This is a genomic window from Rhodococcus sp. RD6.2 (genome assembly GCF_001040705.1).
GTDB lineage: Bacteria > Actinomycetota > Actinomycetes > Mycobacteriales > Mycobacteriaceae > Rhodococcus_G.
Genome location: NZ_CVQP01000011.1, coordinates 226,255 through 238,510, shown reverse-complemented (window position 1 = coordinate 238,510; position 12,256 = coordinate 226,255). Strand labels below are relative to the sequence as shown.

Annotated in this window: 12 protein-coding genes; 7 read left to right on the top strand and 5 right to left on the bottom strand. The window is 67.6% G+C overall.

The window, feature by feature from the left end; all coding sequences use genetic code 11:
• Nucleotides 1–45: 45 nt before the first annotated feature.
• Complete coding sequence (gene mqo, locus RHCRD62_RS23550) at nt 46–1,584, bottom strand: malate dehydrogenase (quinone) (protein WP_050067179.1); 1,539 nt, start codon at nt 1,582–1,584, stop codon at nt 46–48.
• A 121-nt stretch (nt 1,585–1,705) separates the two neighbouring features.
• Here mqo and RHCRD62_RS23545 point away from each other — a divergent pair, with 121 nt between their 5' ends.
• On the top strand, nt 1,706–2,713 hold the full coding sequence (locus RHCRD62_RS23545; RefSeq protein WP_050067178.1) for an alpha/beta hydrolase: 1,008 nt from the start codon (nt 1,706–1,708) through the stop codon (nt 2,711–2,713).
• Complete coding sequence (gene mtr / locus RHCRD62_RS23540) at nt 2,710–4,098, top strand: mycothione reductase (RefSeq protein WP_050067177.1); 1,389 nt, start codon at nt 2,710–2,712, stop codon at nt 4,096–4,098. The genes RHCRD62_RS23545 and mtr overlap by 4 nt, the downstream gene beginning before the upstream one ends.
• 173 nt (nt 4,099–4,271) lie before the next feature.
• On the opposite strand, the gene RHCRD62_RS23535 is transcribed toward mtr, so the two are convergent.
• Entirely contained in the window at nt 4,272–4,742 is a 471-nt protein-coding gene (locus RHCRD62_RS23535; protein WP_050067250.1) for a winged helix-turn-helix transcriptional regulator, read from the bottom strand.
• A 131-nt stretch (nt 4,743–4,873) separates the two neighbouring features.
• Between RHCRD62_RS23535 and RHCRD62_RS23530 the strand changes: the two genes are divergently transcribed.
• Nucleotides 4,874–6,058 carry a thiolase family protein gene (locus RHCRD62_RS23530; protein WP_050067176.1) on the top strand — a complete coding sequence of 395 codons (1,185 nt, stop codon included), beginning with the start codon at nt 4,874–4,876 and terminating at the stop codon, nt 6,056–6,058.
• A 44-nt stretch (nt 6,059–6,102) separates the two neighbouring features.
• On the top strand, nt 6,103–6,798 hold the full coding sequence (locus RHCRD62_RS23525; protein WP_050067175.1) for an SDR family oxidoreductase: 696 nt from the start codon (nt 6,103–6,105) through the stop codon (nt 6,796–6,798).
• Between the two features lie 13 nt (nt 6,799–6,811).
• On the opposite strand, the gene RHCRD62_RS23520 is transcribed toward RHCRD62_RS23525, so the two are convergent.
• From RHCRD62_RS23520 to RHCRD62_RS23510, 3 genes are all read right to left on the bottom strand, one after another.
• Nucleotides 6,812–7,840 (bottom strand): isopenicillin N synthase family dioxygenase, encoded by a 1,029-nt coding sequence (locus tag RHCRD62_RS23520; RefSeq protein WP_050067174.1) that lies wholly within the window; start codon nt 7,838–7,840, stop codon nt 6,812–6,814.
• Between the two features lie 54 nt (nt 7,841–7,894).
• Complete coding sequence (locus RHCRD62_RS23515; RefSeq protein WP_050067173.1) at nt 7,895–9,376, bottom strand: SulP family inorganic anion transporter; 1,482 nt, start codon at nt 9,374–9,376, stop codon at nt 7,895–7,897.
• Between the two features lie 128 nt (nt 9,377–9,504).
• Nucleotides 9,505–10,050, bottom strand: coding sequence for a hypothetical protein (locus tag RHCRD62_RS23510; protein ID WP_050067172.1), 546 nt, complete (start codon nt 10,048–10,050; stop codon nt 9,505–9,507).
• 126 nt (nt 10,051–10,176) lie between these two features.
• On the opposite strand from RHCRD62_RS23510, the gene RHCRD62_RS23505 reads away from it, so the two are divergent.
• From RHCRD62_RS23505 to RHCRD62_RS23495, 3 genes are read left to right on the top strand one after another with little or no spacing between them, the layout of a single operon-like run.
• Nucleotides 10,177–10,554 (top strand): GntR family transcriptional regulator, encoded by a 378-nt coding sequence (locus RHCRD62_RS23505; RefSeq protein WP_050067171.1) that lies wholly within the window; start codon nt 10,177–10,179, stop codon nt 10,552–10,554.
• Nucleotides 10,551–11,519: an ABC transporter ATP-binding protein gene (locus RHCRD62_RS23500; protein WP_050067170.1), complete on the top strand. Its 969-nt coding sequence runs from the start codon at nt 10,551–10,553 to the stop codon at nt 11,517–11,519. The genes RHCRD62_RS23505 and RHCRD62_RS23500 overlap by 4 nt, the downstream gene beginning before the upstream one ends.
• Nucleotides 11,516–12,253 carry a hypothetical protein gene (locus RHCRD62_RS23495; RefSeq protein WP_050067169.1) on the top strand — a complete coding sequence of 246 codons (738 nt, stop codon included), beginning with the start codon at nt 11,516–11,518 and terminating at the stop codon, nt 12,251–12,253. The genes RHCRD62_RS23500 and RHCRD62_RS23495 overlap by 4 nt, the downstream gene beginning before the upstream one ends.
• Nucleotides 12,254–12,256: the final 3 nt, after the last annotated feature.

Sequence of the window (12,256 nt, the reverse complement as noted above, 5' to 3'; positions counted from 1 at the left end):
CGACCCGTGCGGGTCCGGTGACGGCCGTGTACGCCTGCCTGGAGATTAAGCGTTCGCGCCTGCCGCGACGGGGGCGTCCGCCTCGAGCTCGAGCGCCTTGTTGCTCCAGTCCCACACCTCACGGAAGAGGGACTCGTTGTCGGACAGCTTGACGCCGAGCGAGGGCACCATCTGCTTGAGCTGCGGCTCCCACGACGCCCAGCGGTCACCGAAGCAGCGCTGCAGCACGTCGAGCATCGCGGGGACGGCGGTCGACGCACCGGGCGACGCACCGAGCAGACCCGCGATGGTGCCGTCGGCCGCGTTGATGACGGCGGTACCGAACTCGAGAACGCCGCCGTTGCCCTTCTTACGAATGACCTGAACGCGCTGACCTGCGGTGATGAGCTCCCAGTCGCCACCGGTCGCGCGGGGAACGAACTCGCGCAGCGTCTCGATGCGATCGTCGGCGCCCTGCAGCAGCTCACCGATGAGGTACTTGGTCAGACCCAACTCGGTGACGCCGACACCGAGCATCGACATGAGGTTGTTGGGCTTGACGGAACCGGGCAGGTCGGTGACCTTGCCCTGCTTGAGGAACTTGGGCGACCAACCGGCGTACGGGCCGAACAGCAGGCCCTTCTTGCCGTTGATGACGCGGGTGTCGAGGTGCGGAACCGACATCGGAGGCGCGCCGACCGCGGCCTTGCCGTAGACCTTCGCGCTGTGCTGGTCGATCAGCTCGGGGTTGGTGCAGCGCAGGAACTGGCCGCTGACCGGGAAGCCGCCGAAGCCCTTCGCCTCCTTGATGCCGGACTTCTGCAGCAGGTGCAGCGCCCCGCCGCCCGCGCCGACGAAGACGAACTTCGCGTTGACGGTCTTCTTCGCACCGGTCCGCAGGTTCTCGACCTTGACGAGCCAGCTGCCGTCGGACTGCTGGGTGAGGTTGCGGACGTCGTGGCCGAAGTAGACGCTGCCACCGGAGGCGCCGATGTGACCGAGGAGCTGCTTGGTGAGGGCGCCGAAGTCGACGTCGGTGCCGCCATCGGTCCAGTTCAGGGCGACGGGATCGGAGAAGTCACGACCCGCGGCCATCAGCGGCAGACGCTTCGTGAACTCCTCGGGGCGCTCCGTGTACTCCATCCCGGCGAACAGCGGGTGGCCGGCGAGCGCGTCGTAGCGGGCCCGCAGGTACTTCACGTTGTCGGCCCCGTGCACGAAGCTGACGTGCGGAACCGGGTTGATGAACTCCTTGGGCTCGGCGAGGATGCCGTTCTCGATCGCATGGGCCCAGAACTGCCGCGAGACCTGGAACTGCTCGTTGACGTTGACCGCCTTGGCGACGTCGACGGAGCCGTCCTTGTTCTGTGGGGTGTAGTTGAGCTCACAGAGCGCCGAGTGGCCAGTACCCGCGTTGTTCCACGGGTCGCTGCTCTCGGCTGCTGCGGCGTCGAGCCGCTCGAACACACTGATCGACCAGTCCGGCTGCAACTGCCGAAGGATCGACCCGAGCGTGGCACTCATGATGCCCGCTCCCACGAGAACTACATCGGCCTTCTGTACCGCGGTGTTGTCTGACACTGGAAAATCGACTTCCTTGTCCATTGGCAGTGGGCAGTCGCGCCGACTGCAAGCGGATAGGTTACCCGCGCGTACCCGCGCAGTTCACCTCGCATCAATTGTGCTCCTCCGATGCGTCAGGATTGCACACGTAGGATTGTGATCTGTGACTACCTGGGCTCCCGACCTCCTCGGCGACGGCTATGAACAGACCACGCTCGCGCTCGGTGAGGACCCCGACGGCGAGGGCCAGATCGTCGCGACCCTCGTCCGCTACCAGCCGTCGGGCTCGGCTCCGCGGCGCAAAGCCGTGCTCTACGTTCATGGTTTCACCGACTACTTCTTCCAGAAGCACGTCGCCGAGCACTTCCACGATCAGGGTTACGACTTCTTCGCACTCGATCTGCGCAAGTGCGGACGTTCCCGGCGTCCCGATCAGACTCCCCATTTCGTGACGGATCTCGCACTCTACGATCGCGAACTCGACTGGGCCCTCGAGACGGTGCGTGAGCAGATGCAGGGCGGTTCGGTCCTGCTGACCGCGCACTCCACGGGCGGACTGATCGTGCCGCTGTGGCTGGATCGAGTGAACCGTCGACCGGGTGGCACCGCGGGCGCGGGCGTCGTCGGGCTGATCCTGAACAGCCCCTGGTTCGACCTGCAGGGCCCCTCGTACGTTCGCAGCGTCGGCACCGTCGCGATCCGCACGATCGGACGTGTCAAGGACAAGCTCGAACTCAAGCAGCCGCCCATCGACGTCTACGGGCGCACCCTGCACCGCGACCACGGCGGCGAATGGGACTACGACCTCGAATGGAAGCCGCTGCGCGGGTTCGGCGTCACCTTCGGATGGCTGCGCGCCGTCCGTCGTGGGCAGGCTGTCCTGCACCGCGGGCTCGACATCGGTGTTCCGTCGCTGGTCCTGCGGTCGAAGGCGACGCACTACTCCATGCGCTACACCGACAAGTCGGAGGCAGCCGACCTGGTACTCGACGTGCGGCAGATCGCCCGCTGGGCTGGATGCCTCGGCGACCGCACGACGATCGTGCCGATCGAGGGAGCCCGGCACGATGTGTTCCTGTCTCGGGAGGTGCCCCGCAAACAAGCACTGGACGAGGTGGACCTGTGGCTGGAATGGCTCGCGGGACACGGACTTTCGGAGGGGCGAGCATGACGCACTTCGATCTGGCTATCATCGGATCCGGTTCCGGCAACACCATTCTCGACGACCGCTTCGCTGACATGAAGGTCGCGATCTGCGAGGGCGGCACCTTCGGTGGCACGTGCCTGAACGTGGGCTGTATCCCGACGAAGATGTTTGTCTTCGCTGCCGAGGTGGCGCGGACGATCCGGGAGTCCGCCCGCTACGGCGTCGACGCCCGGATCGAGAATGTCCGCTGGTCCGACATCGTGGACCGGGTCTTCGACCGTATCGATCCGATCTCGGCAGGCGGCGAGCGCTACCGACGTGACGGAAACCCGGGCACCACGCTGTTCTCCGGGTACGCCACCTTCACCGGACCGAAGCGGATCCGCACCGGAAGCGGCGAAGAGATCACAGCAGACCAGGTGGTGATCGCCGCCGGGTCGCGGCCCGTGATCCCCGACGAGGTCACCCGATCCGGTGTTCCGTTCCACACCAACGACGACATCATGCGACTGCCAACGCAACCCGAGCACCTCGTGATCATCGGCAGCGGCTTCATCGCCTCCGAGTTCGCGCACGTGTTCTCGGCGCTCGGCAGCAAGGTGTCCGTCATCGGCCGCGGGCCACGACTGCTCCGCGACCTCGACGACGACATCTCGCAGCAGTTCACCGACCTCGCACGCTCCAAGTGGGATGTGCACCTCGGCAATCCGGTTGCCGAGGTTCGCGGCGACGCGTTGAGGGTGGAGGTGGTCCTCGCCGACGGCACCGTGGTCGCGGGCGACACCCTGCTCGTCGCCACCGGACGCACACCCAACGGGGACCGGCTCAACGCGCAGGCCGCGGGCGTCGATGTCGACGACCGCGGACGTGTCGTCGTCGACAAGTTCCAGCGCACCACCGCCGAGGGCGTGTTCGCGCTCGGCGACGTGTCATCGCCGCATCAGCTCAAGCACGTCGCGAACCACGAGGCGCGGGTCGTGCAGGCCAACCTGCTGCGAGATGCGTGGAGTGCAGGCGCCGACCTGGTTCGCACCGATCACCGGTTCGTTCCGGCTGCGGTGTTCACCGATCCTCAGATCGCGTCGGTCGGACTCACCGAGGCGCAAGCCCGCGAACAGGGCCTGGACATCTCGGTGAAGGTCCAGCGGTACGCCGATGTCGCGTACGGATGGGCGATGGAGGACGACGAGGGCCTGTGCAAGGTCATCGCCGACCGCGCCACCGGGCAACTCGTCGGCGCGCACGTGATCGGTGCGCAGGCGTCGACGGTGCTCCAACCCCTCATCCAGGCGATGAGCTTCGGTCTGCCCGCACGCGAGATGGCGTTGGGCCAGTACTGGATTCACCCTGCCCTCACCGAGGTCGTGGAGAACGCACTGCTCGGCCTCGACGTCTGCCGCGACGAATAGGACGGGCCCTTCCGTCAGGGGAGGCCGTCGTCTCCCCCACCACCCCGCCCGCCGCGCTCTTGGCTTCTGTTGCGACGCAGTTCGGCTTCGCGGCGGCGGGCGTGGCCGAGTACCTCGGCGATCAGTTCACCGAGGTGGTGACGATCCCGACGCGCGTGAGCGTGCGTGTACCCCTACTCGCGATTCACCCGTAGCCGCAGGCCGTCGAGCTCGACGTCGTCGCCTTCGTCGGTGCGCACGCGCACGCTGACGGGTGCGCCGGTGGCGTCGTCGACGACCTGCAGAGGCGCGCCGTCGCGTTGGAGGTATTTGTCGCCCCACTGCATGAGCGCAACCACGGCAGGCAGCAGGTCGCGGCCCATGTCGGTGAGGACGTATTCGTAGCGGGTGCGCTGCCCAGGTTCGCGGTAGGGACTCTTGACGAGCAGGCCCGCCTCGACGAGTTCCTTGAGTCGCGCCGAGGCGACGGCGTCGGTGATTCCGACGCGGTGCGCGAAGTCGTCGAAGCGCGTGGTGCCGTAGTAGGCCTCACGGAGCAGCAGCATCGCGGACCGGGTGCCGACGACACCCATGGCGCGGCTGATCGAGCACCGCTCGTCGGCATCCCAGGCCGAACGGTCCGCGAGGGGTCCCTGCAACTTCATCGCCACGAGCCCAGGGTACTGACTTCGAATATATGTAGCCAGCTGCGCGGCAGCTGGGTATGGTTTTGCATAGCTAGAACGTTTGAACTGCCAGAGGACCACCGGGTCCTCCAAACGGAGAGGGACACACGATGAGCATCAGCAGCACGAGGGACGCAGTAATCGTCGAAGCGGTCCGCACTCCCCTGGGCCGAGGAAAGGCCACCGGCGCCCTGCACGACGTACATCCGGTGGACCTGTTCGCCCACAGCCTCCGCGAGGTCGTGAACCGCAGCGGCATCGACGCGACCCTGATCGACGACGTCATCGGTGGCGTGGTCAGCGCGGTCGGCGAGCAGGGCTCCAACATGACCCGGCGGGCAACGCTCGCCGCCGGCTACCCGGAATCCGTGCCCGCGACGACCGTGGACCGGCAGTGCGGCAGCAGCCAGCAGGCCGTGCACTTCGCGGCGCAGGGCCTCATCTCGGGCGCCTACGACATCGTGGTCGCGGGCGGCGTCGAGTCCATGAGCCGCGTGCCGATGGGCTCGAGCATGCTCGGGACGACCGACCCGAGCGGCGTCGCGTTCGCGGAACGCTATCCCGACGGCCTCGTCCCCCAGGGCATCAGCGCCGAATTGATCGCCGCGCGCTGGGGTATCACCCGCACGCAGATGGACGAGTTCGCGCTCGCCAGCCACGCCAAGGCCGCACACGCGACGAAGAACGGGCTGTTCGACGCCGAACTCAGGACGGTCGGGGAGCTCCGTACGGACGAGGGAATCCGCGTCGGCAGCACACTGGAGACGATGGACGGACTGCGTTCGGCCTACTACGACGAGGCGATGGCGCAGCGCTTCCCGCAGATCGGATGGAACGTCACGGCGGGCAACGCGAGTCAGGTCACCGACGGCAGTTCCGCACTGCTGATGACCACCAGCGAACGCGCCGAGCAGTTGGGACTGCGACCACTGGCACGGATCCACAGTGTCGCGGTCGCGGGCGACGACCCGCTCTACATGCTGACCGCCGTCATCCCCGCGACCCGCAAGGTACTCGAACGCGCAGGTCTGACGCTCGACGACATCGACCTGTTCGAAGTCAACGAGGCCTTCGCGTCGGTGGTGCTCGCCTGGGCGAAGGAGGTCGGTGCCGACCTGGACAAGGTGAACGTCCACGGCGGCGCGATCGCACTCGGCCATCCGCTGGGCGCGAGCGGCGCCCGCCTGATGACCACGCTGACGCACGCCCTGCACGAGCGCGGCGGCCGGTTCGGGCTCCAGACCATGTGCGAGGCAGGTGGATTGGCGAACGCCACCATCATCGAGCGGCTCTGACCGCGAACACCCGCCGGCCTCACCCATCAACAGGAGGAACACCGATGAACCTGCAAGGACGCACCGTTCTCGTCACCGGATCCACCGGCGGACTCGGCCGCGAGTTCGTCAGCCAGTCCCTCACCCGGGGCGCGAGCACGGTCTACGCCGCCGCGCGACGGGACCACGACTGGCACGACGATCGGGTCATCCCGCTGCGTCTGGACGTCACCGACACGGAGTCGGTGGCGTCCGCCGCAGCGGCGGCCCGCGACGTGGACGTACTCGTGAACAACGCCGGAATCACCGGCGCGGCCTCACTTCTCGAATCTCCGATGGACGAGATCCGGTACACGTTCGAGACGAACGTGTTCGCCCCGCTCGAATTGGTTCGCGCGTTCGCCCCGATCCTCGCGCACCGTGGCGGCGGTGCCGTCGTCGACGTGCACTCGGTGCTCAGCTGGCTCGCGGCACCCGGCGCCTACAGCCCCTCGAAGGCGGCGTTCTGGGGCGTGACGAACGCTCTGCGGATCGAACTGGCCGGGCAGGGCACACAGGTCCTCGGGGCACACCTCGCGTACACCGACACCCCGATGACCGCGAACCTCGACGTACCCAAGTCGGATCCCGCCGTCATCGTCGGCCGCATCCTCGACGCACTGGAGGCCGGGGAGGACGAAGCGATCGCCGACGAGACGACGGCGGGATTCAGATCGGTTCTCGGACAGGCGACCACCGGACGGATACCGAGCCGAACCTGACGGAGGACGGCGGTCAGCCTCTCAGGACCGGCAGGTCCAGAAGGTCGCGGTGGTAGCGCTCCGTGACATTCGGGTGCGCGCGCAGGCGGGACTTGAGGGCGTTGAGCCCGTAGCGCGCGTGGAGGGTGCCGCCGTGCTGGTCCGAACCGACACCCGCTGCCGCTGCCGCCAGCTCGGGCGGCAGCGGCACCGTCGGCAGCTCCGCGTCGTAGCCGGGGTTGAGGAAGAAGGGCAGCGAAACGCGGTCGGTGCCCGCGGCGGGCGGCAGGACCCGGTGCACGGTGGCACGGAGGTAGCCACCCGTCGCCACCTCGAGCAGTTCGCCGATGTTGACGAGGAAATGTCCGGGGATCGGGTCGACGCCGAGCCACGCCGGTCCGCCGTCCGGGGTGCCGATGTCGACCTGGAACCCGGTGCTCGTCGCCTCCGGGTAGAGCAGGGTGAGCGCGCCGACATCCTTGTGACTGCCGACGCCCTGCCCGGTGACCGAGCCGTCGTGGCCGGGGTAGCGGGCGATCTTCAACAAGGGGTCCGGGTCGGCGAACGCGGCGTCGAAGAAGTCCGCCGGGGCCCCGAGCGAGGAAGCCCAGCCGCGGATCAGCCGCAGACCGGCGTCCTGGGCTTGTGCCATCCACTCCAGCGCCAGGGCGCGTAGTTGGGGGACGCCCTCGGGCCACAGGTTCGGACCGTGGAGGACCTCCCATGGGCGGTCGGGATCGACCTGGTCGACGGCGACGCGTTCGGGACCGATGTCGAGTTGCTCGCGCCAGTCGACGTAACCCTGCGTGCGCTCGCCACCGACGCGCGTGTATCCGCGAAACTGCGGCGAGTGGGAGTTCTCGATCGCGAGCTTCTCCGCCTCGGGTAGGGCGAAGAAGGTGCGCGCGGTCGCGATCAGTTCGTCGGTGAGTCGCTGATCGATCCCGTGACCGGTGAGATGGAAGAACCCGATCTCGTGCGTCACCGTTCGCAGCGCATCGATGTCGACGTCTTCCAGATCGATGATCGGGAGCGACGAGGTGGGACGAGAATGAGCAGCCATCGGCCCAGGTTCCTTTCGCGTGTTACTCGACCTCAGGTTACGCCGCGGGCCCGATCAACCCAGTCGGCCGGACAACCGTTGGAGACGATCCAGACTTGCCCCGTCGAGACCGACGATGCGCACGGACTTCCCGCGCTCCGCGTACTTGTGTTGCACCGTGTCGAGAGTCGCGACGGTCGAGGCGTCCCACACCTCGGCATCGGTGAGGTCGATGACGACCTCGTTCGGGTCGCCGACGTAATCGAAACGGTGCACGAGGTCGTTGCTCGACGCCCAGAACAACTGGCCGGTGACCCGGTACACCCGTTCGTCGTCACCACTCACGGTCACCTCGGCCATGTGCGCGACGCGTCTGGCGAACGCGACCATCGCCGTCAGCACTCCCGCGATGACGCCGACCGCGAGGTTCTCGGTGGCGAGGGTGCCGACCACGGTCACGAGCATGACGAGGGTTTCGCTGCGCGGCATCAGTCGCAGGGTGCGCGGGGCGATGCTGTGCCAGTCGAAGGTGGTCGCGGCGATCACCACCATGACGGCCACCAGCGCCGCCATCGGGATCGCCCCGACGACATCACCGATCGTCACGCACGAGACCAGCAGGAACAGTCCCGCGAGGAACGTCGAGATGCGGGTGCGGGCCCGACCTTCCTTGACGTTGATCATCGTCTGGCCGATCATCGCGCAGCCGCCCATACCGCCGAACAGTGCGCCTGCCATGTTCGCGACACCCTGCCCCCACGCCTCGCGGGTCTTGTCGGAGGGCGTGTCGGTGATGTCGTCGACGAGCTTCGCGGTGAGCAACGACTCGAGCAGGCCGACGAGGGCGAGGCCGAGCGCGAAGGGCGCGATGATCGTCAGCGTCTCCCAGGTCATGGGAACGTCGGGGATCATCCACGTCGGCAGCCCGGACGGCAGCTCCCCCTGGTCGGCCACGTCGGGGACGTCCAGGTGCAAGAGGGTCACGACGCTGGTGAGGACGACGATCGCGATCAGCGGCGCGGGCACCACCGTCGTGAGCCTCGGGATCGCGATCACCATCAGGATCCCGCCCGCGACGAGCGGGTACACCAGCCACGGCACGTCGATCAGGTGTCGCACCTGCGCACTGAAGATGAGGATCGCGAGCGCGTTGACGAATCCGATCATCACCGACCGCGGGATGTAGCGGACGAGGCGCGCGAGTCCCCCTGCGGCAAAAGCGATCTGCAGTGCACCCGCGAGCCACACCGCGGCGATCAGGTAGTCGATGCCATGCGAGGCGACGAGCGGTGCGACGACCAGAGCCGTCGCACCTGCTGCCGCGGACACCATCGCGGGCCTGCCGCCGACGAAGGCGATCGTCATCGCCATGATGCACGACGTGTACAGCGCGACCTTCGGGTCGACGCCCGCGATGACCGCGAACGAGATCACCTCGGGAATCAGCGCGAGCGAGGTGACGAGGCCGGCGAGTACTTCGGTCGTCAGGCGTCGCGGGGATCGGACTGCCGCGCGCACCGAGGTGACGTCGGGGGAACTGGGGCTGGTGTCGAGCACCGAAGGAGTCTAGGGCGTGTCGCCCGACATCTTGATGTCGAGCATTCGGTGAGCGATCGCGAAGGGAAGACCCTTCGCGATCCGCCACGAGAGTCTGCTACCGCACCACGTGAACTCGTGTTCCCACGTCACCACATGCTGGTGCGCAGAGAGATCTCGGTCGCGAGGGCCGCGGGCGCGTCGCGGGGTACCGACTCGACGCCGTCGACCTCGACGACACGGAAGTCGGAATAGCAGCGCCGCCCGCTGGCCTCGGCGTCCGCACGGGCGAGCGCGCCGCCGACCACGATGGTGGCGGGTATCTCCAGCGCCGGGCAGTCGCCTCCGACGACGGCGGGGTGCGGGGTGTCGGCGACGACGAGGCTCTTGAACCGGCCGAACGTACGGGCGGCGGCCTGCCAGGCGAGCTCGGCGCCCTCCCGGTTGCCCGCGAGGTTCACGTACGCGAGGCCGAGACCGTCGAGGAGGGCGAGCAGCCCGGCGACGTCGAGTCCGTCGACGGTGTCGGGGACGACGGTGCGTAGGTCGGAGCCGTGGAGGCGCTCACAAACGGCGTCGAAGACGGTCGCGTCCTCACCCGATCCGGGCAGCAGCACCACGATGTGTGCGCTCTCGGGTCCGTCGACCCGGACGTTGTAGGACACCTGGCCGACCGACACTTCCGTCAACTCCATGCCCGGACGGTACACGGGGCGCCGTCGGGTCCGGGAACGAGAAACGCAAGGGTTGCCAAGCTCACCAACAGGTTCTACGGTTAGTTACATGAGTAATGAACCAGTGAGCCTCGGCGGTCGGTCGCGATGATCGACGACGGCAGGCCGCTGTTCCAGCAGATCGCCGAGCAGATCGAGGGCGCGATCATCGACTGCTCGCTGCCCGAGGAGGCGCAGGTCCCGTCCACGAACGAACTCGCCGCGTTCCACCGGATCAACCCTGCGACCGCAGCCAAGGGCCTGAATCAGCTCGTCACAGAGGGAATCCTCTACAAGAAACGGGGAATTGGAATGTTCGTCACCGCCGGGGCGCGCGAAGCGCTCCGATCCCGGCGCCGCGAGGCGTTCGCCCGCCAGTACGTCGAACCACTCGTCGCGGAAGCCGCCCGTCTCGGCATTCCCCACGACGAGCTCAGGTCCATGCTCGACACCTCGCGAGTCGAGAACAGCGAGGTGGCCCGATGACCAGTGGCCTTGCACGGATCTCGTCCCTGCCGACGCGCGACGCGCATGACGACACCGATGTGGTCGCGTCGATGCGCGGGATCGGCAAACGATACGCAGACCTCGACGCACTCACCGACGTCTCCTTCGACGTCTGCCGCGACAAGATCTACGGCCTGCTCGGCCGCAACGGCGCAGGCAAGACCACGATCATGTCCATCCTCACCGGGCAGGCGATCCAGACCACCGGTGAGGCAACCGTGTTCGGATCCGCTCCCTTCGAGAACGCGGGCGTCCTGCGGTCCGTCTGCTTCGTGAAGGAGAGCCAGACCTACCCGGACGACCTGTGCGTGGGGCATGTCGTCACCGCCGCCGGACACCTGATGGAACGCTGGGACCAGGACTTCGCCGACCAACTCCTCGACGACTTCCAACTGCCGCGTCGCCGCAAGGTCAAGAAGCTCTCCCGCGGCATGCGTTCGGCGCTCGGCGTGACGATCGGGCTGGCGTCACGGGCGCCTCTGACACTGTTCGACGAGCCCTACCTGGGACTGGACGCAGTCGCGCGCCACCTCTTCTACGACCGTCTCCTCGCCGACTACGCGGAACACCCCCGGACCGTCGTGCTGTCCACACACCTCATCGACGAGGTGGCGAACCTGCTCGAGCACGTCCTGGTCGTCGATCGCGGACGAATCGTCGTCGACGCCGACGCCGACGCACTGCGCCAGCGCGCGGTGATCGTCACGGGGCCGACGGCAGCCGTCGACGCGTTCGCTGCGAAAGGCATTGTTCTGCACCGGGAATCACTGGGCTCCCACACCCGCGCGACGGTCCACACCGCCGGCGCCGACGACCTCGACCGGGGCCGCCTCATCGACGCCGGTGGCACCATCGAACCGGCTTCGCTGCAGGAGTTCGTCATCCGCACGACCACCGCCGCACCGACACACTCGGTATCGACCCACACGGAGCCGACGTCATGACCACCGCCACCGCTCCCATCGCACCCGTCCGCAGCGCTCCCCCGTCCCGTGTGGGCGCGGTACTGCGCCTGCACACCGTCGCATGGCCCCTGCTGGTCGCGTGGCCCGTCGGCATCCTCGCCGTCTCGTTCGCGATCTGCTGGACCATCTACTTCCTCGTCCAGAACGAGGAGGGCGAAGGCTTCACCGGCGCGGTGTCGGCCCTCCTCGGATTCGTCGTCGCCTTCTATCTCCAGGCGATGAACCAGAGCTTCCCGTTCGCGCTCGGACTCAGCGTCACCCGCCGCGAGTTCTACCGGGCCACACTCGTCATGGCACTCGCCCAGTCCGCCGTCTTCGCCGTCGCGCTGCAGATCCTGGCCGTCGTCGAATCCGCGACCGGCGGCTGGGGCGTGCACATGCGAATGTTCGGCCTGGCCCGCTACTTCACGGACAGCCTCGCCGTCGAACTCCTGTCACTCTTCGCGATCCTGCTGCTGACGACCGGCATCGCGATGCTCGCAGGTGCGATCTACCAGCGGTGGCGCACCACGGGACTGCTCGCCGCGGGTGTCACCGCGTTCGGAGGACTGGGTGTCTCCGCCATCCTCGTCACGTGGGCGCACTGGTGGCCGGAGATCGGGTCGTGGTTCGTCGACACCCCGAGGATGGTGACCATGGTCGTGTTGCCGCTCGTGCTCGCGGCTGCCGCGCTCGCGGGAACGTGGGGTGGGTTGCGGCGCGCCACACCGTGATCC

What these genes read in the sequence shown, in the direction of transcription:
- mqo (WP_050067179.1), bottom strand. Translation starts at nt 1,584, where the DNA reads ATGGACAAGGAAGTCGATTTTCCAGTGTCAGACAACACCGCGGTACAG.
- mtr (WP_050067177.1), top strand. Translation starts at nt 2,710, where the DNA reads ATGACGCACTTCGATCTGGCTATCATCGGATCCGGTTCCGGCAACACC.
- RHCRD62_RS23535 (WP_050067250.1), bottom strand. Translation starts at nt 4,742, where the DNA reads ATGAAGTTGCAGGGACCCCTCGCGGACCGTTCGGCCTGGGATGCCGAC.
- RHCRD62_RS23530 (WP_050067176.1), top strand. Translation starts at nt 4,874, where the DNA reads ATGAGCATCAGCAGCACGAGGGACGCAGTAATCGTCGAAGCGGTCCGC.
- RHCRD62_RS23525 (WP_050067175.1), top strand. Translation starts at nt 6,103, where the DNA reads ATGAACCTGCAAGGACGCACCGTTCTCGTCACCGGATCCACCGGCGGA.
- RHCRD62_RS23520 (WP_050067174.1), bottom strand. Translation starts at nt 7,840, where the DNA reads ATGGCTGCTCATTCTCGTCCCACCTCGTCGCTCCCGATCATCGATCTG.
- RHCRD62_RS23510 (WP_050067172.1), bottom strand. Translation starts at nt 10,050, where the DNA reads ATGGAGTTGACGGAAGTGTCGGTCGGCCAGGTGTCCTACAACGTCCGG.
- RHCRD62_RS23505 (WP_050067171.1), top strand. Translation starts at nt 10,177, where the DNA reads ATGATCGACGACGGCAGGCCGCTGTTCCAGCAGATCGCCGAGCAGATC.
- RHCRD62_RS23500 (WP_050067170.1), top strand. Translation starts at nt 10,551, where the DNA reads ATGACCAGTGGCCTTGCACGGATCTCGTCCCTGCCGACGCGCGACGCG.
- RHCRD62_RS23495 (WP_050067169.1), top strand. Translation starts at nt 11,516, where the DNA reads ATGACCACCGCCACCGCTCCCATCGCACCCGTCCGCAGCGCTCCCCCG.